Below are 25,526 nucleotides of genomic sequence, written 5' to 3' on the forward strand. Positions count from 1 at the left end.
CCTGTGGATAGCCAGTGGACAGGGAGTACCTTGTAGGGTACCAGACAGTATAGACGAGTGACGGGGCCGTCAATACTCTGTCAAACAATGTGTGACCTCCAGCATGGCACTCCGAGCCAATGGCTGTAGCTCAATGGTAGAGCCACATCCGGGCCACAATCCCTTCCCATTCAGGGCTCTGCCCTACCCCCTGTCTCACTTTTCTGCCTCTGTCTCACGCTTCGGCTTGTTCGCGTTGAGTATCCCTGCGCGATTGTGGGGGTCATCACGGCCTTGCACCAAAGCGCCTACACCTCTATTACTGTCCATACATACAGTTATTGAGAGGCGCGACCATGGCTCAGGCATCCGACCATGACGAACTGGCCCAACGTATCCAGATCGAGATCCAAGCAGCGAATCGACGCCAGTCGCGACAGGTGCACCTGCGCCCACAGGAAGGCGATGACCTCGACGCCTGGGAGCAGATCATCGGCGAGATCGACGAGAATGAGAACGTCGACATCACGAGAACCCCGGAGGGCTGGCTTGTCAGCTGGGTGCCCGCGGAGGTCTGACGATCTGGATAGGTATCGTTGTCGGGGCAGGTCCATGCGCAAGACAGCACCTTCGAAACCAGTGCCGTGATTCCTTGGGCCGAGCTGTCCCAATCATGGTCCGTATATCTGGCAGTTTCACTTTTCACGATATGCAACGAATACATACTGTGACTCAAAATCGCCGGGTATTGCAATATCAGAAAAGGCAATCGGCTCCATGACTCTCGCACCACCAATGGCACCGTTAGGAAGGTCCGATAACGAAATGGTCATCTCCCCAGCAAGATTGAACTCTGATGCCTCATAACTGAAAATGAACTGGGCCTCCCCTTCCCTCGTATCATAATACCCATACCACACAGAATAGGCATACTCCGTTCTGACGTTAAGCTTCTTAAAAAAACCTGCCGGCTGCTTATTAAGAACATAATTATCCACCGCCCCCACCCCGTCAGGGAGAATCCTAATATTGTGGTTAATAATTGGCGAAGATGTATCGATTGGGCCCGCATAACCGACAAGATGATTCATTTCATTATAAATCCCCGAATAATTCGGAAATGCGTCTTGCAGACCTTCGTCCGGGGCAGGAAACTCTAAGCTCGAAGCAGAAAATGGCAACTCGACCGCTTCCATCAACTCTTCCGTTCGATCCAGAGGATAAAAAGTAGTAGTTAGCAAATATTGCTCAAACCTCCCTTTGAAAGCAAGGGCAGGCGGAGTCCCGAACCCAGGTGCTGCAGAAATAGCGTGGGTGGCGTAATTCTCACCGGGGGGTGGAGGATAATCCCCCGACACCGCTCCCCCGCCTACTACTACCCCCCCCAACAGGAAGGTTGCAATATTGAAGGGCACCAATACGATCTTCTGGCACGTCCGTGGGGCCTGTTCAAAGCCCACCACCACCGGCCGGTCCGCGTTGCCAGAAAACGCCACCAGCACTCGATCACCGTCCGCAAAGGCGTCGCCGTTGCAGTCCATGTACATGATGGGAACGCCGCTGTAACTCGACTGTGAGTTGACGCCGAGCCCCTGTTGGCTACTGGCCGACATGTCGAGGGATATGTCGCACAGGTCGTTGTTGACGTTGCTGACTGTTGCAATGCGAAACGTCGGGCGCCACTTCTGCCAGCCAGGCAGCATGGCTAGGTTGTAAAAAACGCTGGCCGGTGTGCCGGACAGTGCTGGCTGGATGACCCCGTCCGTAGTGGCAGACCACTGATTCCCCCCCTCGAATCCCGGGCTGATAACCACCTGGCCAACCTCACCCGGCACTTCCGCGGTCGCCACCTCGCCAGCAAGATCTTCAGTGTAATCCGCACACCAGGCATCAATCTGCCTCAGCGGCGGCAATGCATTGATGTGGTCGATGCGCGACTGAGCCGCAAGGCAATCCGCCCTCTTCTGCTGAAGGAGGATTCGCGCCCGGTCCCGCTCGGAAGCGGCTTCCATTACTGCAACGGCATAGGCTGCCAAGTCAATGTCGCTATCGCCGCCCTCGGCGCGATCCTGTTGGTGCTGTGCGATAGCCTGATCCTGTTCATCAGCTGCATCTTCTACGGCCTGCTGCAGAGCCGGCAATTGCTGCTCAATATCGGCAATATCCTGCCCGAGTCGCGCTACTCGCTGGATGGCAAGCGCTCGCGTTGACTCGGCGCGGGATCGATCCTCGACGATCTCCAACGTGTATCGCCCCTCGCCATGGGCAGTGAGAATGCGCCCCTTACCCACGTTCGACCACCTCCATCCATTCGTTGCGCGCATTGATGAAATACTGGATCTCGCCGACGATGAAAGTGGCGCCGTCGTTGTCCGTGGCCACATGCCCAGGGCGTAGCAACAGGTCGGTACTGCACCTCACCCTCCGCCGCCCTTGAGTAACGCTGCGGTAAGAAACTCCCTCGAGAGTTCGGGCCAGGCTTCCAGCTCCCGCCAGCTTCCCATATCCCGATACCGTCAATGTGTCGCCCGTGCCCCCTAGGTCGTGACGGATCGTCTGAGCCGGGGCAGACGCGATCTCTTCCAGAGCCGTCAGCGTGTCATCGGGGGCGAGATAGCCCATCAGCACGCGCAGCGCACCCTCCACGGCAACGTTAGCCACATGGGCTGAGCCGTCGGGGATGACCGCCTGGACGAACGACAGACCCTCCTCGCGTACCGTCGCCTGAAAGGACGACATGGGAATGCGTATCCCCTCGATCTCGAGCAGATAGACGCTGCGAAGCTCGAACTGGGGGACGATGATCTCGGCCTTGCCCGGCACATAAACCCGCTGGACCCTCGTGCCGTTGAGCGAGCGCGTATTGAGCGCCGCGCGGCCCAGCGCGCCAGGGCCAGGGCGCGTCACCCATGTGCCGTCGGCAGCGCCGCTGCTGTCTGTCTCCGGCGGTGGCGCCCCGTTGAGCGCCAGCGCGTTGAGGGGCTGGGCGTTGAGCGACATATCACAGCTCCATCACATAGCCACGCACCACCACCTTGGCCTGGTAGGCCGTACCGCTCCCGGCTGTGACCACCTCGGCGCGCACTGTTGTCACACCGTCAGAGATCAGCGGGGCGTGCGTCTCGCGGCTGCCCACTGCAGTCTTCCCCACGACGGTGGCAGCCAGAAGGTCCGCCGGCGTACCAGAATCGGTGCCGACTTGGATCTCGGGCGAGCCTCCTGCGGCATCACTGCCGGCGATCACGACGTCGACCGAGTCGATGAATAGCATCGCGCCGCTTGGGAGGTCGACGACTGCCGTGTCGCTCACAGTCGTGAGGTCAATGGGCGCCGATGCGATAACCACTTGTGAAGCCGATTGGCGCGTGGAATTTGCTGCCGAAAGATCGAGGCCATCCGGGTTGCTGGGGGATGTTTCAACGCTGGCCGAAGCGTATTCAGACGGCACATAACTCAGGGCGTTGATTTGCAAACCGCCCTCAACATTAGCCTCGGCCATAACCCCCAGGGCAACCCCCTCTTTGGCCGAAGTAGCAGCGCCGTACCCAAGAGAGGTTCCGTAGTCAGCATATGCATGGCCATCAACACCTACAGCGGTACCGCCATAGTTGTCGGTGGAGGACCACCCACCAATCGCAATTCCTCCGAACACCAGCTGCACGCCTGCATCGGATCCCACACAAACGGAGTGATTTCCCCAGGCACCCGAGTTGGCCCCTACACAAACAGCATTCGGGGCAGAGTGCGCAGGGGGGTCGTAACTGCCGGCCTGAGACTGGTAGCCGATCGCAATGCAGTTGGTCTCGGTGGCCGCCACCGTATTACCAACCGCCACAGCATTGTCTGCGATGGCTTTTGCCATCGAGCCGGTCGCAGTCGCCCCCTCTGCCAACGATTCAGCCTTGTTACCAAGTGCGACCGAGGATTTCGCCCCTCCGACAGCTTCTGCGCCAATGGCTACGCTCCTCAAAAACTTGGCTTCCGCGTAGTACCCCATCGAAACGGTATTTGAATCGTGTGAGCTAGTGCCGTACCCAACTGCAACAGAATAGGAGTTGAACCCGTCTACATTGTTGCTACCCCCTGCATATGCACCAGACCCGATGATAACCAACCCGTCGAAGTCGTATTCCTTGAATTCCTCAGAGGTAGAGGTGGATGAGTCGATATAAGCATTGTACCCAATGACAACACCGGCAGATCCGCTTCCCTCTGCCTCTCGCCCCACCGCCACAGTATTGCTCCACTCGGGATCAAAAGTGCTGGCGCCGTCCCCAATCGCAACGGCTTTGGCGTTCGACAAGACATATGGATCCAGATCCCCTGGCACCAAGAACCCTTCAGAAAGCACCCCCGCCGTCAGCCGATGGCTCACCCCATCGCCCGCCGCCCACGCCTGGGCGGTTGTGCCTTCCTGAGCCCGCGCCACGGTCAGCGTATCCCCGCTCACACCGGTGACATGAACGACTTCGCGGTCGGTCTCGTTGCCGTTGTTGTCGGTGCGGAACAGCGTCAGCACATAGACGAGATCGACGGCGGCATCGCCTATCTGGCTGCCGCCGCCATCCAGGGTGATCTCGATGGCAGTATCGCTCGCCGCGCCAGCGAGGATCTGCTCGAAGTTGTTGATGAAGCCGTATCGCATGGGAGTTTCCTTCGGGCATCAAAAAGCCCGCCGGATGGCGGGCTGGGTGGCAGTCGACTCGTATGAGGCGTCAGGCGGTGCCGCTGATCAGCACGGTCAGTTCCTGCCGCCGGTCGTTGTAATCGCTGAGCGTGGCGACATAGCAACCGTCGCGCAGCGACACCGTGACCTGGCCATGCAGGCGCAAAAGACGGCGGGCGCGCTCGATGACCCCTAATGGCTGGCCCTCGAGCGATAGCGTCACCGTGCGGTCGCCCGGGGCGTGACCGCGGTTTGTTATCGCCACCCCGCCATCAAGGGTCGCAGTACGCGTCACGCGACGGGAAAGGCTGGCATCTTCCGTTCCCTCGCGCCACGGCACCTGGAGTGCTCCCTGGGGATCGTAAGTGCGGGCCGCCAGGCCGATCAGATAATTCATAGGGTGCCCCTTTCAGGCGCTCAGTATATGAAGTCGGCAGGATTGCGCATCGCATCGGCCTGCTGATCCAGGCACATCTTCAGCAACGCATAGGAGCCGCCCACGCCCGTGCGGGCCAGATCCAAACAGCTCGAGCGAACAGGGACGGGGAAGCCGCTATACGTTCGCTTCAGCTGATCAAATGCCGCCTGCTGCTGATCCATGCACATATTGAAGAGCTTGGGGCTATACCCTGTCGCTACCGCGGCCAGGCCCCGGCAGCCATCCTCAACATTCAACCGTGGTATCGCAGCAGGCGGAGGCGAGCGGTCATTCGAGGCAACAGCAGTCGGCGGGGGTTCATCAGGAAGGGGGCGGCTACCCTCGGTGGGCTCCAGGTTATAGGCCTTCACGAACGAACCTTCAGGGCAGCCCGATCTCTGCCACACCTCATGGCCATCAACGCGACAGTGATAAATCACCCCCGGATCATCGGTAATCTCGGGCGTGCTATAGGCGACACCCACCATAGGCAGCAACGCGAATAGCACAGGAGCAACTCTCCTCATCCCCCCTCCCTTCCCTCTGGATTCGTCCCTGAACAGCAGATTAGCTCATCCTTTTTACAGACCCACGAGGAATTCAGCACCCTCGGCGTTGGCCCTAAGCTGCACTTTCTCCAACACTTCCCACATGATCATCTCGAGCGCCGGCTCAAGCCCAGAGGAATCGATCTTGATCAATCCATCGCCACTGCGTAGCGCCTCAGTCTTGGCTTTCAGGTTGGCAGTAGTCGCGTCCAGGTACTTGGACTGAGATTCGATCAGCTTGTCACGACGCTGGGACTCCTTCTCGGCCAGCTCATAGAGCTCACGGAAGCCACTGGATGTCGCCGAGTCGAACTGCCCCAGAATCCCGAACATCTCCGTCAACGACTCCCCGGTAGACTGAACGGCCACCCCGATGCTCTCGAATACCGCTTCCACCTTGCGCGCGCCGGCTTCTGCCTCGGCCACCTTGATGCTGGCCGTGAACTCCATGTTCTTGATGCGCTCGTTGCTGGCCAGCTCTTCCAGCGCCAGCTCCTGATCGAGCACCGCATCGCGCGCCTTGAGGATCGCCTCCTCACTGGTCAGCGCGGCGTCGGCCACCTTCTGCTGCGCTCGCTCCCCTGCATCGGCGCCACTCTTCATAGCGTCGTAGTACTCAGTCAGCTCATCGAACTGTGCCTGGGTAATCAGGCCTTTCTCGAAAGCTGCCCTCACCCGGCCATAAGCGTCCTCCAGCTCGCCCAGGTTGGAGACGTTCTCGTAAACGCCATCGCCCACTGCCTTCCAGGCATCCTCTACCGGGCCAATGGCCTCGAGCATATCCTGAAGACTCTCAGTGGTGGCCTCCTGCTCTTGACGAAACGACTCGCTGGAACGATAGGCCTGATCGACCACACTATCCCAGTCGGTGTACTGGGCAGCCGCCGAAGCCAGTGCGCGCTCCTGCCGCTCGGTGGCCGTCGATGTCTCGCCCAGTCCGCGAACCCACTCGGCTAACGCGGCCTGGCTGGCTGCCATTGCATCCTGCAAGGTCTCCTGGGCCTCACCGGCATCGACGTAGTCACCAATGGCATAGTCCCAGACCTTGCGGCCATCCTCTACGGCATGGGCCAGGTCGGCGTGGGCCTGGCGGCTCGAACTAATCGCCCGATTGGTCTCGAGCATCTGCTCGCCGGCCTTGAATACCGCAGTGCCCACAGCGCCCGCCGCCGCGACCAACCCCAGCGGTCCGGTCAGCGCGCCGACCATGCCCTTCAAGATTGGCGACGCCTTGGCTACCACGCCGCCGGAACCGGCCAACCCCCGCACTGCACCACTAGCGGCCAGCGAGGCGGTGGCTAGGGTATTAATCGCGATCGACAGGCCGCCGATGGTGCCGGCCACCTCGAAAACCGCCGGATCCAGCTCGAGGAACCACCCGGTGAGATCGGCTAGTTGCTCGAGGAACGGGCCGATACCCTCGATAGCACCGCCCACGTACTCGGAAAGCGCGCGAAAGCCCATCCCCAGGGTCTCGATCACCGATACCAGTCCATCGGTACTGGTCAGATCGGCACCATCGAAGAGGTTGCTCACCGCCTGTTCGATGGTCTCGATGCCTTCGAAGAAATCCGAGAAGTCGGCGGATTCCAGCGCTTCGGGCAGGTTCTGAGCCACGTCGCTCAACGTCTGCTCCATACCCTGGAACATGCTCTCGAGCTGATCGACGAACGCCTCGAGCTGACCGCCCTCCACCGACACCCCGATGGCGTTGAAGATGGCGGCGATGGCTTCCTGAATCCCTCCGAACTCATCGAGTATCGGCGTACCCACGCCCACAAACGCCGCTTCGAGAGCATTACGAATGCCTTGGCTGCCGTTCTCCACGGTGCCGCGCATCTTCTCGAATGCGTCTTCCGTGGCCCCGGCACTCTCGCCCATGGCGCCGATGGTCTCGGCGAACTTCTCGGCACCCAGGCCGGTCAACGTCAGCGAGCCATTCAAGGCCTCGACGTCACCGAACAGCAGCGACATCTGCTCGGTGCTTCCACCGGTGGCATCGCCCACATCGCGCATGAACTCGGCGAACCCCTTGGATTCCAACGCTGAGGCGTTGAACTCCAGACCCAACTCGTTCGCTAGGTCTCGGGCCTGGGACGTAGGCTTGAGGATATTGGAAATCGCCCCGCGTACCTGGGTGACCGCCTCAGCGGTGCCGGAACCGGTAGCGGTCAGCGTGGACACCGCGGCCAACAGCTCATCGAAACTGACGCCGGCCGTCGCCGCCAGACCAGTGACGGCCGCCAGCGAGTTACCCAGTTCGGGCAGCGTGGTCTGGCCGCTGCGCACGGTCTGAAATAGCAGGTCGGAGAAGCGCTCGGCATCCTCCATGCCCACACCATAGGCATTGAGAGACGACACCAGCACCGTCAGCGACTGGCCAAGATCAGCCTGGCCGGCGACGGCCAGTTTCTCCGCTTGACGCACCGCCTCGAGGGAGTCGGTGTACTCGACACCCGCTGAAATGGCGCTATACACCGACTGGTTGATCTGACCGAGCGACTGCGTGGAATCGCGACCGTAAGCCTGAATCTCCGCACGGAAGTCGCCCAGCGCCTCCACGGGTTGGTCGATGAGCGTGGCAATCTCGCGGAACTGGGCGTCGAAGTCACCCGCCAATTTCACCGCGAACGCCGTGGCCGTTGCACCACCGGCGATCAGTGCCGCCTCAAACTTGAACGCCGCCGATGTGGCGGCGGCCAGGGGCTGGGTAGCTCCCTCTACACTGCCGGCCAGGCTGTCAATCTTGCGGGTCGCCGAGTCCACGCCGGACCCCATGCGATCGACACCCTCGAAAATGATGGCGACGGTCTTATCGAGATCGGCCACGGCCACCTCCGGTCATCGGATACAGGAAAGCTCGACGCCTGACGACGAGCGAGGATGGATCAGGTGTTGGGCTGGCAGTCTTGGCGAGCCTTCTGTTCGTCAAAGAACAGTGACCACAGCTCGCATTCCAGCGGGGTCAGCATGGGCAGTGGAATCAAATCGGGCCGCACCCGAAACAGAAACTCGCCCTTCAGGTGGCAGAGGGTGAGCGCGAGCCGGACTTCTTCGTCCCTGAAGAGCGCTTGGGCTTTCCCGGCTCACCACCCAGGCCGGTCAACTGCATGATCTTGTTGGTCAGCTGGGTGAACTCGATGGGGAACGCCTCGGCGAGCTTCACCGCCAGCTGCCCCGTGCACCCGGGCGACACACTGCCGATGGTCAGCATCTCGATTCGCTTGGCCGTGTCATCCGGCACGGCGTCACCGTTGCCGATCAGCTCGCGCAGCGCCTCAGTGAGCTGCTGGTCCTTGCCGGCGGCCAATGCCTCGGCAATGGCCACGCGGTTGCGGTTCATCTGCACCGCTTCATTGGCCTTCGCCAGCTCGGCACCAGTCAGACCGCGTACTCGCCACAGCGGCGGCTTGGCGTTGCCGCTTTCGTCTTTCTCCGGCGTGCCGCTGAAGAAAGCGGCCAGGTCCGGCACCGGCACATCTTCTTCGCGTGGTGTGAACGAAGTGCTGGTGAACTTGCTGATGTCGAATTCCATGCCAGCTCCTGCCCGCATGTGGAAAAAGAGCGGCCCCGGATATTCCGGGGCCGAAGATTGGTCTAGTGCCGGCGAGCGTCAGCCGTCGAAGTCCTCGGTAGCCTGCTCGGCAGACACCGTCACCGGAATGTTTACGTGATCGCCGGCCGGGTAGGTGCGGCTGATGCCGACGATGCCCTGGGTCAGCGAGAACGGCGCCTTATTACGGTCCTGGTACCAGCGGAACCAAAGCCGCTGCCCCTTCTGCTTGATGATCGCGTCGGTGATGCCGTCTTTGCCGTAATAGGTGAATGAGGCCTGCCCGAGCGATGTGCTAACCGAGCCCAGGGTGCCGCCATAGATTTGCGTCGAGTTTACCGAGTTGGATTCGTCCGCCGGCACGAAGTCGGAGACGCTAGGAAGCTCGGCGAAAATAGGCACATACCCGCGCACATGAACCTGCTTGGGAACGTCGCCGGCATGGATGGCTGGTAGCGCAGTAGCAAAGATGACCTCGCCTGCGGTCGGATCCTCGGACCACACCGGCGAGTCATACCGCTCGGTATGCGTGCCCACTACCTGAAAGATTTCGGTGCTGCCCACCATTGCGGATCCTTGGCTGGAAAGCCGCACCTGACCGATCTCCACCGAATCAACGGGGATCAGCGGCGGCCCGCCGGAGTCGTCACGCGTCTCACTGAACGCAGTGCCCTCACCGCCGGCCACGGCCACCAGGGTGCCCGAGGCATCCACAGTGATGGAATGGACGATGTGCGTATCGCTCGCCGCGCGTGTCACGCTCACGGTGCCGCTGGCCACGCTGGCCTGGCCGTCAGAATCGGCAGCCATGGTTCCCGGCATGTAAGCAGTTAGCGCCGCCACATCGACCTCGTCGGCACTCGTCCCGGGGGTGATCGCGCCGCCAGTCGCCAGGCCGAACGGCAGCACGCTGGCTTCGAAGCCCGAGCGCCCGGACCACGGCGCGAACGATGCCTCGTATACGGTGGCATCGCCCGTGCTATTCATCTGCTCAAAGGCCTGAAACGCCTGACCAGACTCGTACTCGAGCTTCGGGTTGTTGGTGATGGCCATCAGGCATCTCCTCTGGTGTGACTGATGTGATGAGAGCCCGGCGGCCGGGCATGAAAAACCCGCCTAGCGGCGGGCTGAGATCGTGATGATGTAACCGGCAGCGCCTTCGGCGACGGATGAGAGTTAAACCGCGACCCTGCGGACGGGGCGGGCCCATACATCGCGTTCGTCCTTTCTGGTGCCGCCAAGGTCCCCGTTGGAGAGCCTTCGTGCCCAGGCGTTGCTCTGGGTGGCCTCCGTGGACGTCCAGGTCTGGTCGCCTGAACTGACGTTGTCTGCGAACTCGGCGTGCCCGGCCAGGTTGCTGTACATCAGCGTGAGCTGACTGCGTGCCGGTACGTGCCAGTCACTGTGCCCGCCACCCGTATAGCTGACGCAGTGCTCCGCCGCCGGGTGCTCCGCGACGCCGGCAGCGACCATGGCGTTGGTGTTGGCCAGGCCGTCGGTGTCGCTGCCCGTGCCCGCCGTGGTCGTTGCCGAGGTCTTCCACTCCAGCCCGTATGCCTCCGAAGCCGCATCGCCTGCGACGATGTGGTAGTCCGTGCCGTCGATGGTGTCGACGCCCGCATAGATACCGCCGCCGATCTCGTCGCCGATCTGGGCGGTGGAGAAGTCGGGCCCGGCAGGTTTCTCCACCACTGCCACCGAAACCTCGGCACTCAGGCGCATCAGGCTGCCGGTCACGCTGGCCAATCGATAGTAATAGGTGGCGCCGCCGGTCACGGCGGCATCGTCATCGGAGGCGGTGGCCGGCGTCAGCGTCGCCAGCGGCGCGGGCAGCGCGGCGGCATCGAGGGGCGAGGTGCTGCGGTAGACGCGCAGATCCTGGGCGTCGGCGGCCGGGTCGGTGATCTCGAGCGTCACCACCGGATCGTCGTCGGCACCCACGTAGCCCAGCGTCGCGGTGATGGTGGGAATATGTTGATCCCCGGTGACCACCACCTCGCCGGAGGTTCCGCCGCCGACACCGCCCCGCTGGCTCGCCCACAGGGGACGGCTGATCGTCATAGCGCCACCTCCCACTCGCTTGCCCCGGTGCTGAGCAGACGCAGGGCGCTGGCCGAGCCGGCGATGCCGTCCACGGTGGCCTCGGTGACCGAACCCGCGGGCCAGTCATGCCAGGTAGCGGTGACGTTTATCACGTCGGCATAGCTCGACAGGGTGTACTGCACGGTGGCGCCGGTTCCGGGTGTAACGGACACGGCGGCGTCACGCCCCAGGCTGGGCAGGATCAGTGGATCGCTGGTGGCATCCGTCACGGTCTCGGAGTGAAACCAGCGCACGTCGGTGCGGTGGGGGAGCGCGCGGCTCTGCATTTCGTTGTAGGCCATATCGTCGATCTCCGGGGATCAGCCCATGGAATTGGTAAAGGGGTCACCCAGGTCGTGGCGCCAGCGCACCTCGAGCACGAGGTCGATGCCGAGAATGTCGCTGCCGGGCTCCGGGTAATAAAGGGTGGTGCCGGCGTAACGCACGTCATCAGCCAGCCCGTCGAGCGTGCGATCGCCGCCGGTAGCGGCGCTGATCAGTTCGGCCAGCACTGTGTTCGCCTGGGCCGACCACGTCGCATAGTCAACGTTGGCCTGGTGGACGGTCTCGACGCCGACCTGGGTCGTCACCACCGCTTGACCGTATCGCTGGTCGGTCTCGACGCTGGCGTCACTGCCGTCCCACAGCGAAATCGCCGGCAGCTCGGTGATGTCGAGTTCACTGTTGGCCCGCTGGGCGGCGTGGCCGCTGAATGCCGGCTGCCCGCTGAGCTTGGCGACCAGCGCCTCGAGGATCTGTTCACGTATTGGGGCCGCCATGGGCATTCCTCTGCTTGGCTTCGGAAGGGCTACTGCTTGGCCATCAGGCGGCCGGCTTCGTAGTCCAAGCGCTGCATCAGGCGGTTACCGCTGGTCGCCTGTAGATCGTCCTTCACGTCGGTAAACACCTGGGAGACCGACGGCCCATAGAGCACCTTAAGCCCTTCGGAGCGGCCGAGGCCGGGGCCGCGCTTCGTGCGGATGGCAACAGCCTGGTTGCCGTTGGCGAAGCGGATGAAGAAGGCGCCGGGCATCTTCTGCTTTCCGCCGGTCGGCTTGACCTGCACACCGATGCCGCCCTTCTTGTACTGGCGGTTCGGATAGCGGGTCAGCAGGGTGCCGCGGGTTGGCGTCTGGATCGCACCCTGGGGCTTGCTGGTAGTGGCACGGCGGACCTTGAGCTTGTCGCGCACATAGCCGGCCTTGAGCTTGACCTGCTTGCGGACCTCTTTGCTCGCCTCGGTGCGGGTGACGCCGAGCGTGTGGTTGATCGCCCGAGACATCGCCTTGGGCGCGCCGTCCTTGATGTGGGCGAGATCATCATAGATCTCGCGCACGGCCTGTCGGTCGACGCGGATCTTGATCGGCTCGAGGGCCATGGCGGCCTCCTGTCTGTGCGATGCGGCTCAGCGGTCGGGTTTGACGATCCAGGTAACGAAGGCGCCGTCATCGGATTCCTTGGTGACAAGGCGCCAGGCCTCGTCCCCTACGGTCACCATCTCGCCGCGTTTGGCGCCAGCGAGATCAGTGGCGTAGGCGGCAAGTTCGGTGCGCCGTTCCATCACGACGCCCTGCATGCCAGGCACCGTGCGTTCGACGTCACGATCCACCATCACGGGGATCGTGGCCGGGTCGCCGGTGGCGGGGGTATAGGTGGCCGACTGGGTGTCGGCCAAGTGACCCATGACCGCCTCATCGAGGCGGTCGGCGTGGTCGGAAAAGCTCATGGGTCACCCCGTTATGCGGCAGTGTTCTCATAGAGCTTGATGTTGGCCTTGGGCCGGGTGCTGAGGTGCGCCGGGTTGGACTGCGCCTCGATACTCACGCCCTTGCCGTGCGGCAGCTCCTCGGAGGAGGCATAGAACGGCAGGCCGAGGGTGTTCACCGCGTCCATGTAGTCCGCAGGGGCAAATCGAGTGATGTGCAGATCCATCACGCCCTCGGGGGTGGCGTAGGCCTCGGCGTCCGGCACCTTGACCGTGCCGCCGCCGCGATAGCGCTCCCAGAAGATGCCGCCGAAGGGGAAGCCGTCACGCGGGTCGTCGCGCAGGCGCGCGCCGTCCTGGTATCGCTGGTATGCCTCCCTCACGGCCTTGTGGCTGATCAGCTTGCGCCAGAAGGTCTTGCCGCAGCGCACGGTGATACCGGTGTAGGAGAGCCCACCGAGGGCGTCTTCCACCGCCTCATGGATGTCCAGACAGATCGACTGTACGTCGGTGTTGGCGGTGTCGAGCTTCATCTCGACCGTCTTCTGGGTCATCCCGAAGGTGGAGAACAGGTCATAGAGCACGCTGGTGCCGTTGCTGTTCATTACCTTGCCCATGATGGCGCCGAGGCGGTGGTGCTCGTGAGTCATGTCAATGACGCGAGCCATCTTGGCAAGGCGACGGTTGACCACTTCCTGCACCGCCTGCTCATTGTCCTCGCTGCCGAAGGCGCGGACGTTCTGCACCTCATCGGCCAGCACGGTGGCGGTGGTCGGCAGGTGTGCAGCCTGGAAGCTGACGCCAGTGCGCTTGTTGGCGCCGACTACGGTGCCGGGGGCGCCGCGCGGCTTGGACTCGACCAGCCCCAGGGTCTCGCCGTCCGATTCGATGACGAGGCTAGTGGTGGAGATCCCCTCGGCGTCGAACAGGCCGGCGTCGCCGATCTGGCTCGGCGTGTAAGTCACTTGGTTGATGGAAGCGGTCAGGGACGACATGGTGAAGATGTCGGAATCGAAGATGCCCATGAAAAGGCTCCTATTCGAGATGAGTCAGTCGCCCGTCAGCGGGCACTCGGTGGGAGGTGAAGCGATCAGCGCGGGATGATACCGACGCCGATCAGGTCATTCAGGGCCGCGGTGGTCTGAGGCTCGGTTATGCCATCCGGCAGCGTCAGTGCGTCTTCCTGCACCTCGCAGGCGCGCACATGCACTGCGCAGGGCTGCGGACCGTCCGTGGCATCCACGGCGCCATACAGCACCGCCTTGGCGGCCTCGGTGCCGTCGGCGGCGCCCGGCGCCAGTTGGACGTAGTCGCCGTCGCCGTTCAGCGCCAGCACCGCGCCGGCCGGCAGGTTGCCGGCGGCCAAGGTGCCCTGCTCGCGGGAGCGCGCGCCATTGGTTTCGGAAACGATGTGCTCGCCGGTGTGCCGGCCTTCGGTGGAACTCGCCATGGTGGTTCTCCTTCAGTGGCGTGTCAGAGTGCCGAGCCAGAGGCGCGGCGGGGTGCAGGCCGGCCGGTCAGGCGGTGGCCTTGGTGCGGTTCTGGCGGGCATAGATGTCGGCGTAGTCGATGCCGGGCTTGTGCCCGCCTTCAGGGGAGTGGCTGTTGTGGATGCTGTGGCGATTGCCGCTGGCGGCGGCGACGTCGTAGATGTACTCGCTGGCCTGCTCTTCGCCCATGCCGTTGTCGATCAGCTTGTCGAGCAACTGTGTTTGGCCGGTGGTCTGGCAGGCCTTGACGATGGCGGTCACGCGCGAACGCTCGCGCCCGACTTCGGCGGTCAGGTCGTCCGCCGAGAAACTGCCGTTCTTGCGCAGATCCTGGAGGGTGTCGATCACCTGCTGAGGATTCGCACGCATCTCGGCCGGATCGAGCATCATGGCATTAGCCACTAGCGTGAGAGGCTCCAGGTCATCATCGACCGGAGTCCGCTTCTGCAATGCGATGATCCGGTCGCCCAGGTCGGCGGCCTGGGCCTCGGCCTCTTCGGAGGTGAGGTCGAAAGCCAGCGCCAGGGCGTCGGCGGCGGTCATGGTGGCGCCCTGCCCGCCCTGGCCATCAATCTGCGCCCGCAGCTTGGCGATCTCGCCATGCTGCTCGAGCTGCCTCATGAACAGCTTGGGATCAGCGCAGGCCACCGCGCGTAGCTCAGCATCGGCCTCGGTAGCGAAGCCCCACTCGATGGCCTCGTCGGCGCCGAGGAAGGTGTCTCCCTGGTCGAGCAGCGCAGTGATCTCGTCAGCGCTCTTTCCGGTGGCGCTGGTGTAGATGCTGACCAGCGAGGTGTCGATCGACTTGAGGTTGCGGGCGGTCTCCTCCATCTCGGTGGCATTGAAGAAGCCGACCATTAGACCGCTGGCCCGGTGGGTCATCATGGTGCTGCCGATGGCCATGGAGCGGGTGTCGCCGGCCATCATGATCACCGTGGCGATGCTGGCGGCGGTGCCGGTCACACGGGTATGCACCTTGGCCGAGTGGTCGCGCAGATAGTTGAAGATGCGCACGCCGGAGGCGACATCGCCGCCGGGGCTGTTGAGCTCGACGGTGATCTCATCCAGCTCGCCCAGGGCATCCACGGCGGCGATGAACTCGCGAGCTGGCTGCTCGCCGGTGAAATCGGCGATCCAGTCCGGTGCCCAGTCGGAGCCGATGGGTTTGTCGATCACGACGTGGGCGCGGCGCGGATCGTCCGCGAGGGCCTTAGCGGTAAACCATGTCATGGGTCAGTCCTCTTCGTCGGTGGCAGCCAGGGCCGCGAGGGCCTGGTGGAGGGTGCCGTTCTTGGCCATGTGGCGCGGATCGGAGTCGAGAAACAGACCGTTCTCGTCGGCGCTGGCGTGGCCCTTGGCGATCTCGGCGTCGAGCTGCTCGATCGACCACCCGCGTTCACCGGCGGCCTCGCTGCGCGGCTTGAAGCCGGCCCGCACCTCGAGAAGATCGGCGGTGCTTTCCTTGAGCGGGTCCACCCAGGCCCATTTCGGCGCGATCCATTCGACGGCCAGGGCGCGCTCGCGCTCGCCCTGCCAATACCCGGGGATCGTCAGGGCGCCGGAGGTGACCGCCACATCGAGCCACTTGGCTGCGATACGGCGGCACCACTGATGCACGAGCAACATGGCCTGCAAGGCCTCGGCGCGGCGGCGGAATTCGATCACCCCGGCACGGATGCTGGAGTAGTTGACGCCCTTGAGGTCGCCGGTGAGCTGCTCGTAGGTGATGCCGGCGCCAGCGGCCACGGCCAGCAGCTCGGAACGCAGCCACTCGGTGTACTGACCCTGGATGTCCGGCGGGTTGGAGAACTGCACCTCTTCGTCGTCTTCGAGGTAGTGGATGCCGCCGGGGGTGAACTCATCGAGCGGCTCGGCGTCGCCGGGCATGCTGACGAGATCGCCGAAGGTCGGGCCATCATCCTCGGGGTCGTGGGCGGTCTTGCGCTTGACGAACACGCCGAACAGCTGGGCTAGCTTCTGCCGGGCCAGGGTGGCGTCCTGCATCTCGTCAATCTCGTAGAGCCGCACGATGACGCTGGTCAGCTCGGGCACGCCGCGCAGCTGGCCGGGCCGACCGCGCCGGTACATATGGACGACGCTGTCGGCGGGCACCGGCACTCGCTCGTTGACCGCGCTGGTCAGCCGCTCTTGAGGGTGGTAGCGCCACAGGTGATAGGCCCGGCGCTGGCCGATGCCGTCGAACTCGATCCCCATCTTGATCAGCCGGCTGCCGAAGGCGCGGGAGAAGGTTGGGTCGAGGTGCTCGGGCTCGATCACCTGCAACTGCATCGGCACCGCCAAGCCGTCGCTGGCCCGACGGTAGCGGATGCGCGCCAGCGCCTCACCGGCCTCGAACTGGCTTCCGGCGGCCAGCGATTGCAGGCCATAGAAGTTGTCGACGCCATCGGCGTCGCACTCGCCGACCCAACGATCCCACAGCGCCTGAATGCGCTGATCGCCCCACTGAGGCTTGATGCCGGTGCCGACTAGGTTGGCGATGTATGACTCTTTAGCTTTGGCGGCGTAGGCGTTGTTACGCACGGCGTTGTGGCTGCGTGCCACCAGGGTCGGCAGGTGACGCTCGATCGGTGCGTTGGGCCCGCTGATCGTCGTGCCCTTGCCGGCCATGCGCCGCTTGGTGCTCGCGCCTTCGTACTGGGCGCGCACGACGGTGTTGCCCCGATAGCGCAGGCGGGGCTTCATCGATACGGTCATCTCAGAGCCCCTTGGATGTCACGGCGTAGCGAGTGCGGCTGCGCCGCCTGGTGCCGTCCTGCGACTGCAACTCGGCGGCGATGGTGCGCTCGAGGTCGCGCAGTTTGTCGATGTCGGCGCGGGCGTACTGCACCGTGCGGCCGTCCTTGGTGACCATGGTCGCGCGGTTGCCCGTGGCCAGGTCGAGAATGGCCTGGCGCACCTGAGCCAGCTCGGCGGTGGTGTAGGCCATGCGGATCTCCTAGATTCGGGGCTTGGCCACCTTGCGGCGGCGCGTCTTGGGGGCCTGTTCGCGCTGCTTGTAGGCCGGCTCAGCAGGGTGTTGATCGGCGTGAGGATCGAAGACCAGCGGGTTATCGTCCCATTCGCCAGCCCAGGCCGGTGGCGCCGCCCAATCGATCTTCTCGGCGCCCAGGATGATCCCCAGGGCGCTGTCGTAGACCAGCAGGTCGAAGGCCTCATTGGGGCGCTTGCCGGGGCGCGACCACTTGCCGGTGGCGGGGTCGCGCACCTCGTAGGTCAGCTCGTCGTACCACCAGCGTCCTAGCCAGCGCGGCACGTGCATGTAGCCGGCGCCGGGATTGTCGCGATCCATCATCGCGGCCACGGCGTCCTTGAGGAGGTCGGTACCAAGGCTGTAGAGGGGCACGTCACCGCGGGCGCGACTCTTGCGGCTTTTGCGACCGGTGTTGTCGGGCCAGCTTTTGCTGACGCGGTTGGTGGTCTTGCTGCTGCCGCCCTTAACCAGGTAGGCACGGCTCTGCAGGCCGTCCTTACGCAGGCGGCGGAACCAGTCGTAGGCCTGGCTGGTGACCGATTCACCGTCATCGCCCTTCTCGCCGCCGGTGTCGACGGCGACGGCAAGGATCGGCATGCGCCGCCCGCTGCCATCGGCGAGGCGGTAGGATCGCCGGAGTACGTCGCGAGTCAGCAGGTCCCAGTCTTCGGGTTGAGTGGCCGGGCTGACCTGGCGCGGCGGCTGGTCGTTCTCGGGGCCTCGGTCTTCCTTGATATTGAAGCGGTCGATGACCCATTTCTCGCGGTTCACGCCGGTGCCATGGATCTGCACGACGAAGCGTCGATGCTTGCCGCCCTGAACGTCGACGGTGGCGGTCAGGAAGCGCACGCCGTGGGGCACGGTGCGTCGCTCGGTCTCTTCAGCGCGGTCCATCAACTGCTGGCTGGAGCGCTGCACCTCGCTGCGGCGATGCAGGTAGGGCCTGCCCCAGTCGGTGTTGATGATGCTTTTGAGGGTGTCCTGGCTGCCGGTCTGCTGGTAGCTCTCTTCAGCGCGTGCCAGCTTTTCAGCCAGGCTCGCCCAGCTCTGAAACGCGGCGGCGGGCCCCTCCATCCAGAACGAAGCAATACGCGTCTGGCGTGGCGTGCCGACCAGTTCGCCATCGAGAGTCAGCTCACAGCCCTCGGGCACCCAGCGGCCAGCCAGGTTCAAGTCGCGCTTCGCCTTGGGGTTGATCTCGCTCGCACAGTGCGGGCAGAACAGGCGAGCGCTGGCCTGGCTGAAATGATCCATGGTCGGCGTGAACCATCGCCGACAGACGGCCTCGGGGCACTGCCAGTAGAGCAGGCGACGGTCACCCTGGTTGTAACGGTCGAGGATGCCGGTGGTCGGCGGCGCCATGTGCGGCGCGTCGGCCGGCTGCTCCCAGTCGGCATCGGTGATCTCGCGGCCCGGCGAGCTCTCGGCGAGCGTCATGCCGGTAGACCCGAAGGTCTGGGTGCGCTTGCTGGCGAGGGTGAAGGGGTCGCCCTCGCCATCGATGTCGTCACCCATCCGCTCGTAGTCGGTGAGCAGCACGAACTGATAGTCGGAACTGGCCATCACGTTCTTCGACGGCCACTTGATGCCCAGGTAGTTGCCGGCGCGAAACGTCTTGTCGTGGACGTTGTTGTCGTGGCCGCGCGGGCTGAGCCGGGCAGACAGCGCGGGCGAATGCTGCAGCATGCGATCGATGCGCTTCTTCGAGAACTCGCGGGCCTTGTCCTCGCTGATCTGCACGATCAGACCATCGCCGGGGTCGCAGTCGATCTTGTAGGCCACGAAGCCGTCGACCAGGGCGTTGGTCTTACCGGTCCGCGCGGGGCCAACGAAGATCACCGCGTCGTAGCGGCGGCTACCCATGCAATCGAGCGGCTCGACCATGTAGGGCGTGGCCTCGGGGCTCCAGTCACGCACTGTGCCGTCGCCGCCTACCACCTTCATACGTTCGGCAGCGGCCTGGCTGGCCCGAATCCGGCGCGGCGGACGGATCAGCTCGGCGACGTCGCGGCGGATGGCGGAGGCGCTGGCGGTGCTACCCATCGGCCAACTCCCCCTCGCCATCGTCTTCGATGATCGCCTGATACATCTGTTCGCGTAACGCGTCTGTGGTTGTCTCCACCAGCTCGATGGCCTCTGGCGGCAGGCCGGCGTCACGCTCGAGCATATCGGCCAAGCTATCCAGTCCGCTCGCCACCGCCTTGGACAGACGGCTCATCTCGCGGTGCGCCTCCTCGACCGGCACCAGCAAGCGCATCTCCTTCTCAAGCTTCACGCGGGAGAGCTCGGACTGGTACCACGCCTGACGATCGGTCGGGTGCAGCTGGTCGGGGTTCTCGCCCCAGCCGCCCTGGGTATCCCCAAACAGTGCCGGACCGGCGTCCTTGAGGGCGTAGACATTGGCGCCGTTACGGGTGGCCGCCGGCACCACGCCCGCCGCCTTCAGCCGCTTGCGGACCGTGTCGCGGTGCAACCCGAAGGCATCGCCGAGGCGGCTGATATTCCACTGGTAGGCCTCCTCGAGGCGATTGATCTCGGCCACACGCTGGTCATCCTATGTTCGGCACCTCACCCCTCTGCGCGTCGGCACCTTCGGCACCACGAAAACCAGCAGCCATGCGGGATAGACCTCGGTGCTGCTGCCGACCGGGAAAACCCGAAAAAATGTCGAAATCCGGGACTCTGCGCCCTCGTGGCTCCCGGTTGGGGCCCCGGAAGGACCCGCGTTTTCCGTGCTGGCGGCCACAGAAAGCACCCCAGCTGGAGTCATCCAGCGCCCTCGTCGCGGCTATCGTCACTGCCGGATCGAGCAGGATCATTCACTGACGTGGTCGGGTGGTACAGCGACGGCGGCGGAACTCCCCGCGTAGAGCGCCGAGCATCCAACACAGCACCAAGGCCAAGACACCAAGAGCAGCGAGCGCATTGCGGCAACGCTGCACGACAGGGCCCCGCCGCTCACTCATCGTCGCCAGCATCATGGGCCAGGATCTCCACCACCGCGGCCCGATCGGCGTTGGCACGACGGCGCAACGACTCGTAGTCAGCCAGCAGACCGAGCAGGTTGCGATGCTGACTCACCCTCCCCTCGGGAGCTGGCAGCGGATCCGTCAGCGTCGCCGGCACCGCTGGTGTCACCAGGATCGGCATCGTGCGGACCTCGGAGCTGGCGCACCCAGTCAGCCACGCCACCAGGAACAGGATCAGACAGCCAGTCACGGACCTCTGCATCATCATCCTCCAACCGGTCGAGCGCCTCGCGGTGCCCCCGGATCGTTTCGCGCGCCGCGGTCAGCGCCTGTTCACGCTGTTCGAGAGCTGCCATCAGACGGCGGGCGTTCTCGCGCCGCCACTCCAGCCCGCTCTCCAGGGCGGCGATCTCTCCTCGAGTGCTGTTCAGTTCGGCGAGGGCGGCGTCACGCTGGGCAGTCACCCGCTCCAGCTGCAGCCAGCCCAGCCAGGTGAGGACAATGGCCAGCAAGCCAACCCAAGCCCACCCGGGCACCAGACGCAGCCAGGCAGTCACGACCACCCCACTTGTTGGGGCGGACACAGAACGGCAGCATGATCATTCATCGTCAGACCTCGCCAACTGAGTGGGCGCAGGCTCCATCAGGCACAACTGCCGCTCGGCACGGCGGCGTCGGTCCAGCCCTCGCAGCCACTGACCATCGGCATAGACCCAGCGCAGCAGCTCATCGCAGGCATCACGCCATCGACCGGCATTCAACCGGCGCAACAGGGTCGAACGCTGAAACGCCCCCTCCCCCACATTGAAAACGAACGACGCAAGCGACGCCCGGCGAGTGGCCGGCATTTCAACATCGACATGGTCGTCGACGGCATCGAAGGCATCGCCCAGGTCGCCCGCCAGTAACTCGCTACAAGTCTCGTCACTCAATGACTGCCCGATCCGCGCGGTGGCCGTGTGGCCATAGCAAATGGTCACCACGCCAACCGGATCGCGATAGGCGGCGTTCTCCTTTCCCTCGAAGTGGCTCACCACGCCGAGTGCTAAGGACATCGCCGAGGCGCTGCCGATGGCGGCCACGCCCGCCTTTTTCATGAAGCTCATGCCCCACCCCCGCCCCGGATTTCCTTATCAACGTCGACACCCTGCTGGGCTAACTGGGCGAGATGCTCGCGCTTTATCATCGCCAGCTTCTCGTCCTCGATGCGCGCACGGCGCCAGATCCACCACAGCTGACCCACCATGTAGAGGCAGGTCAGTACCCCGGCAGCAATGCCCACCTGGGTCGCCGGGTCGGCATTCATGATGGTGGCCCAGCCGATGCCCACAGGGGCGATCCGGGCACCCTCTTCAAAGGCAATGCGTGAAGACATAAGGCTCATCGTCTGGGCATGGAGAAAAAAAGGCCCGGCATGCCGGGCAGCGCTATCAGGTGGCGTCATCGCGAATAGGGAGCCGCCCTCGGGGGTGGCGCGACAGGGAGGACGCCGGGCGGCATAAACTGGTAGCAGGCCCTGGAGTCGAACCAGGTCTCTCCGGGTTATGAGCCCGGCGACTTGCCGTCTGTCTCGCCTGCTGTAAACGCAAACGCCCCGCCGGGTAACCGGCAGGGCGTCGATAGAGGGTGGCTTTCAGCGCATAGCGCGATCAGCCTACTACATAAAGTAGCGCTAACCGGACACCGCGTCAATATGTTGTTTGTGAGTCTCGTCGGCCAACCATTCACGAAGCCGGTTTCGGGCTCGCTGAGCCGCCTTTTGAAGATCCTCAACACTGGCGAATGGCGTCGGCACCAACTCCGCCATGCCCAAATCACGCAGTAACAGCACCTGACGATCGACCATCTGAGATGCCGTCACCGCCCACATCGATGAGCCCAACTTTTCCGGACGCACCCGAGCCGCCTGCATCATCATCGCCGCCGCCTGGCGCCGAGGCAGCATCCCGAGCAACCACGAGCAGGCGTGGTGCCACTCACTTTCGGGCCGATAGCGCTCGGCGGCCAACATGGCCTGATCGATATTCCGACCAGATCCAGGCATCGGCACATTGCCAGTCACCGAAAACGGCTGATAGCCCACGCTGTCATGCCGCCGCACCAGCTGCTGCTCGAGGCAGGTGTCGATGATACGGATCACTGCCGCATCCCGGGCCGCTTCATCGGTGGCGGCTGCTGCGAGAACCCGCCAGGGATTTTCCACCCGCTGCCAGTCGTCACGCTCCATCATCACACTCCGTACCTGTGTTCTCAGTGCCAGTGCTGCCATCGCTGCCATCATCGCCTCCCCGTTTCCATTCCGAACTACTCTCCAGCACCACGCACTCGCCGCGGTGAAACTGCGTGGGCTGCAAGGCCGCATATTCCGTCAGCACCCGCCTCGCCTCCTCGAAGCCCAGCGCCAGCCCAGCGCAGTAGCCCCGGGCCTCCGCCAGCGACAGCCAATCCCGCTGGCTCTTGGCAAGATCGGCGTCCCGGGGCGGCGTGGCCTTGAACTCGAGATAGAGCCCAAACCAGCCACCCCGCGCATCCATCACCACCAGATCGCTAACCCCGGCTTTCACGCCCTGCTGCTTCATCCGCCCCGCTTCCTTCCCGAGCCTGTAGCCGCCGTTCGGCACGTGATAGGTGGCGTCGTAGAGCTCCCCCACCGCGGTGCCGCGCATCTTTTCGCCCAGCAGCCAGCGCATCACCACCGCCTGCTCTTGCCCTTCCCAGTCCACCGGTTTGCGCCGTGGCTTGCCGGAGGCCGTGGGTTTGCGCCGGGCGGGGCCTCGACCATAGGTGCGTGAGCTCATCCGCATGTCCCCCAGTTACCCAGCGCCAGCGTCCACATGTCGATCACCAGAAGCAGCCACAGTGGCGCCACAGCCAGGAAGATCAGCAGCCACCAGAGATTCGCCTTCAGCCATTTCTTCATGCCATCACCCTCCCTCGCGCTACGCATCTCGCTCCATTTTTCCCTTCCACTTCATGAAGTCAGCGACGATCCGACGGAGCATCGCCGCGGCCTGCTCGTCGTGATCGATCTCGGCGCGGCTGACGATCCCGCAGGCCTCGCGTATCGCGTCGGCGGCATCCGTCGAGGTGTGGGTGCCGTCCGGCAGTTGGGCCTCGGTCATGCCATGCTGGCGCCGACGGCGGGCATCCAGATAGCGGCCAAACAGCGGAAGTTCGCCGAGCATCGCCGCTTCCCGCGCCAGCCGGCCGCCTTTCATCTCGGCCGTCATGCCGGCACCTCGCCAGGCTGGGTGACGGCGCTGGGCATCCAGCCGGTGGACTCGCTCAACCGGTGCCAATCGGCATCGTCGCCCTCATCGAGCTTGCGCCAGAGCCGAGGCTTGCCATAGGCGACCCCGTTGGGGTTCTCCACACGAATGGCACCCTCAAAAACGCTCGACATCCCCAGCACGACACCCGGGCACGCGGCGTCTTCATCGACCCTTTCCGGCGAGATGCCGGGCTCGACCCGATCACCCTTGCGCAGCGGCTTGCCCAGGCAGTCGCGACCCAACACCCCGGTCAGGCGGTCGCAGATTCGACGGATAGCGTTCATGCGCCCTCCCCAAACAGGTCGAATTGATCCTCACGGGCCGGACGCTCAATCTCGCCATTCATCCAGCGCTCCCAGGTTGCCCCGTCGATCAGCTGGCCCTCGTATTCGTGGCCTTTGCAGGCGTGACAAAAGGTGTGCGGGTGGCCCTTCTGGCCGAATCCGCTGGTGTTACCCGAGCCGCAGAGCTTGCAGCCGCTCATGCCGCACCGCCTTGGCCATCCCGCAAGGCCAGCTCGAGCCGAAATAGATCACAGCAGATGCTGTGCGCGAGGTGGTGGCAGTTCGTCTCTGCATCGCGCTGCTGCCCCTGGGCCAATGCCAGCTCATGGCGCAGCGTGGCGGCGAGGTAACAGCGCGAGGCATCGGGCACCTGCTGCCAATTACCTGCCGCATACTTGCGAGCGCCCTGGGTCAACACGTCGACGACCTCGCCCAGCGCCAGCGGCATGTCCATGAACAACAGATCCATGCGCGGCTTCTCACCGTCGTCCTTGCGCCCCGCCACATCACCAGAGGCGGGCTCCCGAGAAGGCGCCGGGTCAGCGACAGGCGTCGCCGTGCTGGCGCCAGGTCTCGTCACCGGCTTGGGCGCACCCCCAGGGCGGGGGCTCAGGGTGTCACGGCGCTGGGGGCGCACCGACGGCACCGGCGCGTTGGCGGCGGCGCTGCCCCGCTCATCGCGGGTGGCCGGAGGCGTCGGCGCCTTGATGGCCTGACTCGTCGGCACCCAGGCATCGCCATGCTGTTCGATCAGCTGCTGGCGCTTCAGCTCCGCCAGGATCACCACCACCATGGCGCGATCACGGGCACTGCTCGCATTCAATGCGGCCTGCACGATCAGGGTCGCCACAGGACGATGGCTCTCTCTATGCTGATCGACCAGCGCCAGCAACACCTCGCCCTCCTGATCCTTATGCACGTTCGCCATGGCGGAACTCCTCAAGGCCCATCGGGCGCCGCTGTTGGGATTGATGGGCCAGCGCACGACCGGCACCGGTGAGCGAGAACAGCGGGTGGCAGTCCTCGCTCACCTGCTCGTCGACCAGGGTCTCGATATAGCCCTGCCGCTCCAGCCGGGTGACGGTGTTGGCCACCTGGCGCCAGCTCGGCCCGGCGCCGCCGGCATTGGTCAGCCGCCGCCACAGGTAGTTGACGGTCAGCGCGGTGTGCGGGCCGCCGGCACGCGCCAGCGTCAGCAGAATCGCGCGGTCCAGCGTGATGGCCAGATCATTCATCGCCACGCCCTCCCCGACTCTTCACGTAGGCGGCCACCTCGGCACAACCGTTCTCGCTCAGCGCCAGCACCTGCCGGCTCGGCGTTCCACGGGTGCCCACTACCTCGAGAAGCTGGACGTCGAGCAGTTCGGAACAACGGCCACACACGCTCGACAGCGCCAGCCCAGTGCGCTCGGCCAGCTCATGGCGGGTATAACCCTGGTCCTCGGCCAGCCAGTACAGCTGGAGCAGGATCACCTGCTGCTGAGACCCGGACCGCCCAGAGCGGCGGACATCATCCAGCCCCTCGCGGGAGACCTCGTTGCCGGTAGGCTGCATCAATGCGCTCATGG

Annotated in this window: 35 protein-coding genes and 1 tRNA gene; 2 read left to right on the forward strand and 34 right to left on the reverse strand. The window is 64.2% G+C overall.

Features of this window, described 5'->3' with window-relative positions; all coding sequences use genetic code 11:
• Positions 1-335: 335 nt before the first annotated feature.
• A complete protein-coding gene (locus ETC07_RS07710; protein ID WP_136247923.1) occupies positions 336-557 on the forward strand; it encodes a DUF1654 domain-containing protein in 222 nt (73 codons plus the stop codon).
• A 117-nt stretch (positions 558-674) separates the two neighbouring features.
• Here ETC07_RS07710 and ETC07_RS07715 read toward each other — a convergent pair whose 3' ends face one another.
• A complete protein-coding gene (locus ETC07_RS07715; protein ID WP_136247924.1) occupies positions 675-2,015 on the reverse strand; it encodes a hypothetical protein in 1,341 nt (446 codons plus the stop codon).
• A 39-nt stretch (positions 2,016-2,054) separates the two neighbouring features.
• Here ETC07_RS07715 and ETC07_RS15985 point away from each other — a divergent pair, with 39 nt between their 5' ends.
• Complete coding sequence (locus tag ETC07_RS15985; protein ID WP_276605502.1) at positions 2,055-2,189, forward strand: hypothetical protein; 135 nt, start codon at positions 2,055-2,057, stop codon at positions 2,187-2,189.
• A gap of 73 nt (positions 2,190-2,262) precedes the next feature.
• Here the strand turns inward: ETC07_RS15985 and ETC07_RS07720 are convergent, their stop codons facing one another.
• From ETC07_RS07720 to ETC07_RS07875, 33 genes are all read right to left on the reverse strand, one after another.
• The gene (locus ETC07_RS07720; RefSeq protein ID WP_136247925.1) at positions 2,263-2,979 is read right to left on the reverse strand and encodes a hypothetical protein; all 717 of its coding nucleotides are present in this window, start codon (positions 2,977-2,979) and stop codon (positions 2,263-2,265) included.
• Position 2,980: 1 nt separating this feature from the next.
• Entirely contained in the window at positions 2,981-4,624 is a 1,644-nt protein-coding gene (locus ETC07_RS15650) for a hypothetical protein (RefSeq protein ID WP_168709197.1), read from the reverse strand.
• Between the two features lie 70 nt (positions 4,625-4,694).
• Positions 4,695-5,042 (reverse strand): hypothetical protein, encoded by a 348-nt coding sequence (locus tag ETC07_RS07740; protein WP_136247929.1) that lies wholly within the window; start codon positions 5,040-5,042, stop codon positions 4,695-4,697.
• A 20-nt stretch (positions 5,043-5,062) separates the two neighbouring features.
• Complete coding sequence (locus ETC07_RS07745; protein ID WP_136247930.1) at positions 5,063-5,572, reverse strand: hypothetical protein; 510 nt, start codon at positions 5,570-5,572, stop codon at positions 5,063-5,065.
• A gap of 72 nt (positions 5,573-5,644) precedes the next feature.
• Positions 5,645-8,440, reverse strand: coding sequence for a phage tail tape measure protein (locus ETC07_RS07750; protein ID WP_136247931.1), 2,796 nt, complete (start codon positions 8,438-8,440; stop codon positions 5,645-5,647).
• A 190-nt stretch (positions 8,441-8,630) separates the two neighbouring features.
• On the reverse strand, positions 8,631-9,146 hold the full coding sequence (locus tag ETC07_RS07755) for a hypothetical protein (RefSeq protein ID WP_136247932.1): 516 nt from the start codon (positions 9,144-9,146) through the stop codon (positions 8,631-8,633).
• A 78-nt stretch (positions 9,147-9,224) separates the two neighbouring features.
• Complete coding sequence (locus ETC07_RS07760; RefSeq protein ID WP_136247933.1) at positions 9,225-10,217, reverse strand: hypothetical protein; 993 nt, start codon at positions 10,215-10,217, stop codon at positions 9,225-9,227.
• A gap of 123 nt (positions 10,218-10,340) precedes the next feature.
• A complete protein-coding gene (locus tag ETC07_RS07765) occupies positions 10,341-11,225 on the reverse strand; it encodes an Lcl C-terminal domain-containing protein (protein WP_136247934.1) in 885 nt (294 codons plus the stop codon).
• Positions 11,222-11,548: a hypothetical protein gene (locus ETC07_RS07770; protein ID WP_136247935.1), complete on the reverse strand. Its 327-nt coding sequence runs from the start codon at positions 11,546-11,548 to the stop codon at positions 11,222-11,224. Before ETC07_RS07770 ends, ETC07_RS07765 begins: the two co-directional genes overlap by 4 nt.
• A gap of 18 nt (positions 11,549-11,566) precedes the next feature.
• Positions 11,567-12,025: a hypothetical protein gene (locus ETC07_RS07775; RefSeq protein WP_240724592.1), complete on the reverse strand. Its 459-nt coding sequence runs from the start codon at positions 12,023-12,025 to the stop codon at positions 11,567-11,569.
• A 29-nt stretch (positions 12,026-12,054) separates the two neighbouring features.
• The gene (locus ETC07_RS07780; protein ID WP_136247937.1) at positions 12,055-12,624 is read right to left on the reverse strand and encodes a phage tail protein; all 570 of its coding nucleotides are present in this window, start codon (positions 12,622-12,624) and stop codon (positions 12,055-12,057) included.
• Between the two features lie 27 nt (positions 12,625-12,651).
• Entirely contained in the window at positions 12,652-12,972 is a 321-nt protein-coding gene (locus ETC07_RS07785; protein ID WP_136247938.1) for a head-tail joining protein, read from the reverse strand.
• A gap of 11 nt (positions 12,973-12,983) precedes the next feature.
• Entirely contained in the window at positions 12,984-13,976 is a 993-nt protein-coding gene (locus ETC07_RS07790; RefSeq protein WP_136247939.1) for a major capsid protein, read from the reverse strand.
• Between the two features lie 65 nt (positions 13,977-14,041).
• Positions 14,042-14,401: a head decoration protein gene (locus ETC07_RS07795; RefSeq protein ID WP_136247940.1), complete on the reverse strand. Its 360-nt coding sequence runs from the start codon at positions 14,399-14,401 to the stop codon at positions 14,042-14,044.
• Between the two features lie 67 nt (positions 14,402-14,468).
• Positions 14,469-15,671 carry a head maturation protease, ClpP-related gene (locus ETC07_RS07800; RefSeq protein WP_136247941.1) on the reverse strand — a complete coding sequence of 401 codons (1,203 nt, stop codon included), beginning with the start codon at positions 15,669-15,671 and terminating at the stop codon, positions 14,469-14,471.
• 3 nt (positions 15,672-15,674) lie between these two features.
• Positions 15,675-17,156, reverse strand: coding sequence for a phage portal protein (locus tag ETC07_RS07805; RefSeq protein ID WP_136247942.1), 1,482 nt, complete (start codon positions 17,154-17,156; stop codon positions 15,675-15,677).
• 1 nt (position 17,157) lies between these two features.
• A complete protein-coding gene (gene gpW, locus ETC07_RS07810) occupies positions 17,158-17,388 on the reverse strand; it encodes a gpW family head-tail joining protein (RefSeq protein ID WP_136247943.1) in 231 nt (76 codons plus the stop codon).
• Between the two features lie 9 nt (positions 17,389-17,397).
• The gene (locus tag ETC07_RS07815; RefSeq protein ID WP_136247944.1) at positions 17,398-19,476 is read right to left on the reverse strand and encodes a phage terminase large subunit family protein; all 2,079 of its coding nucleotides are present in this window, start codon (positions 19,474-19,476) and stop codon (positions 17,398-17,400) included.
• On the reverse strand, positions 19,469-19,975 hold the full coding sequence (locus ETC07_RS07820; RefSeq protein ID WP_136247945.1) for a DUF1441 family protein: 507 nt from the start codon (positions 19,973-19,975) through the stop codon (positions 19,469-19,471). Before ETC07_RS07820 ends, ETC07_RS07815 begins: the two co-directional genes overlap by 8 nt.
• 416 nt (positions 19,976-20,391) lie before the next feature.
• Positions 20,392-20,514, reverse strand: a complete 123-nt coding sequence (locus ETC07_RS15990; RefSeq protein WP_276605503.1) for a hypothetical protein — start codon at positions 20,512-20,514, stop codon at positions 20,392-20,394.
• Positions 20,477-20,959 carry a DUF4200 domain-containing protein gene (locus ETC07_RS07825; RefSeq protein WP_136247946.1) on the reverse strand — a complete coding sequence of 161 codons (483 nt, stop codon included), beginning with the start codon at positions 20,957-20,959 and terminating at the stop codon, positions 20,477-20,479. The genes ETC07_RS15990 and ETC07_RS07825 overlap by 38 nt, the downstream gene beginning before the upstream one ends.
• 42 nt (positions 20,960-21,001) lie before the next feature.
• On the reverse strand, positions 21,002-21,499 hold the full coding sequence (locus ETC07_RS07830; RefSeq protein ID WP_240724593.1) for a lysozyme: 498 nt from the start codon (positions 21,497-21,499) through the stop codon (positions 21,002-21,004).
• Between the two features lie 5 nt (positions 21,500-21,504).
• Positions 21,505-21,777 carry a hypothetical protein gene (locus ETC07_RS07835; RefSeq protein ID WP_136247948.1) on the reverse strand — a complete coding sequence of 91 codons (273 nt, stop codon included), beginning with the start codon at positions 21,775-21,777 and terminating at the stop codon, positions 21,505-21,507.
• A 129-nt stretch (positions 21,778-21,906) separates the two neighbouring features.
• Positions 21,907-21,981, reverse strand: a tRNA-Ile gene (locus ETC07_RS15655).
• Positions 21,982-22,074: 93 nt separating this feature from the next.
• A complete protein-coding gene (locus ETC07_RS07840; RefSeq protein ID WP_136247949.1) occupies positions 22,075-22,629 on the reverse strand; it encodes a hypothetical protein in 555 nt (184 codons plus the stop codon).
• Positions 22,619-23,200 (reverse strand): VRR-NUC domain-containing protein, encoded by a 582-nt coding sequence (locus ETC07_RS07845; RefSeq protein ID WP_136247950.1) that lies wholly within the window; start codon positions 23,198-23,200, stop codon positions 22,619-22,621. The genes ETC07_RS07840 and ETC07_RS07845 overlap by 11 nt, the downstream gene beginning before the upstream one ends.
• Positions 23,197-23,322, reverse strand: a complete 126-nt coding sequence (locus ETC07_RS15995; RefSeq protein WP_276605504.1) for a hypothetical protein — start codon at positions 23,320-23,322, stop codon at positions 23,197-23,199. Before ETC07_RS15995 ends, ETC07_RS07845 begins: the two co-directional genes overlap by 4 nt.
• A gap of 19 nt (positions 23,323-23,341) precedes the next feature.
• On the reverse strand, positions 23,342-23,632 hold the full coding sequence (locus tag ETC07_RS07850) for a hypothetical protein (protein WP_136247951.1): 291 nt from the start codon (positions 23,630-23,632) through the stop codon (positions 23,342-23,344).
• The gene (locus tag ETC07_RS07855; RefSeq protein WP_136247952.1) at positions 23,629-23,958 is read right to left on the reverse strand and encodes a hypothetical protein; all 330 of its coding nucleotides are present in this window, start codon (positions 23,956-23,958) and stop codon (positions 23,629-23,631) included. Before ETC07_RS07855 ends, ETC07_RS07850 begins: the two co-directional genes overlap by 4 nt.
• Complete coding sequence (locus ETC07_RS07860; protein WP_136247953.1) at positions 23,955-24,158, reverse strand: hypothetical protein; 204 nt, start codon at positions 24,156-24,158, stop codon at positions 23,955-23,957. The genes ETC07_RS07855 and ETC07_RS07860 overlap by 4 nt, the downstream gene beginning before the upstream one ends.
• Entirely contained in the window at positions 24,155-24,886 is a 732-nt protein-coding gene (locus tag ETC07_RS15775; protein WP_205742520.1) for a dATP/dGTP diphosphohydrolase domain-containing protein, read from the reverse strand. Before ETC07_RS15775 ends, ETC07_RS07860 begins: the two co-directional genes overlap by 4 nt.
• A complete protein-coding gene (locus ETC07_RS07870) occupies positions 24,870-25,193 on the reverse strand; it encodes a hypothetical protein (protein ID WP_136247954.1) in 324 nt (107 codons plus the stop codon). The genes ETC07_RS15775 and ETC07_RS07870 overlap by 17 nt, the downstream gene beginning before the upstream one ends.
• Positions 25,186-25,524 carry a hypothetical protein gene (locus ETC07_RS07875; RefSeq protein ID WP_136247955.1) on the reverse strand — a complete coding sequence of 113 codons (339 nt, stop codon included), beginning with the start codon at positions 25,522-25,524 and terminating at the stop codon, positions 25,186-25,188. Before ETC07_RS07875 ends, ETC07_RS07870 begins: the two co-directional genes overlap by 8 nt.
• Positions 25,525-25,526: the final 2 nt, after the last annotated feature.

The sequence above is a fragment of the Halomonas borealis genome, assembly GCF_004798905.1.
GTDB classification, from domain to species: Bacteria; Pseudomonadota; Gammaproteobacteria; order Pseudomonadales; family Halomonadaceae; genus Halomonas; species Halomonas borealis.